Raw genomic sequence first — 518 nt, 5'->3', positions numbered from 1 at the left:
GCCATCAGAGATGTGTATAAGAGACAGCGCTGGGGCCGGCCCGGCGACCGGAGGGCCGGCGCTGTCGGGCACCACCGGCATCGCCAGCCGCTGTACGGGTACGGCGGCTTCCGGACGTGCCGCCGCGGGTGGATGCGGCCGGACGACGGGAACGGGGCGCGCGCCGGGGGCGGTTGCGGATGCCGGAGGCGTGGAAGCGGCCGACGGCATCCCCGGCCGGGAAAGCGGAGCGTGCGGGAGGGGCACGGCGCGTTGAACAGCAGGAGCAGGAGCAGGAGCAGGAGCAGGAGCAGGAGCAGCGGACCGGCCGGAGGCGGTGGTCCGGCCGGAGGCCGGGGAGGCGTGCGGTGCGGGACCCTGCTGCGGAGTCTGGCGGGCCGTCGGACCGGAAGTCCGGAGCGGCGGCGTGCCGGGCGACATGGGCGGCGAGGGCTTCGTGGCGAGCCCGGGCCGCCGTACGAGTCGCTGGAGTACGCCACCGGCGGACGGACCGCGCCCGGCGGGGGCGGCCGTGGTCC

The 518-nt window shown here is 77.0% G+C and carries 1 pseudogene; it reads right to left on the bottom strand.

Annotated features, from left to right (window positions below):
- Positions 1-210 (bottom strand): annotated as a pseudogene (locus CR470_RS40165) (serine/threonine-protein kinase); the annotation flags it as partial.
- Between the last annotated feature and the right edge of the window lie 308 nt (positions 211-518).

It is taken from the genome of Streptomyces sp. rh34, assembly GCF_002551245.1.
Classification (GTDB): Bacteria; Actinomycetota; Actinomycetes; order Streptomycetales; family Streptomycetaceae; genus Streptomyces.
Note: the sequence above shows the minus strand (reverse complement) of the source record. Positions and strands in the feature narration are given on the sequence as shown.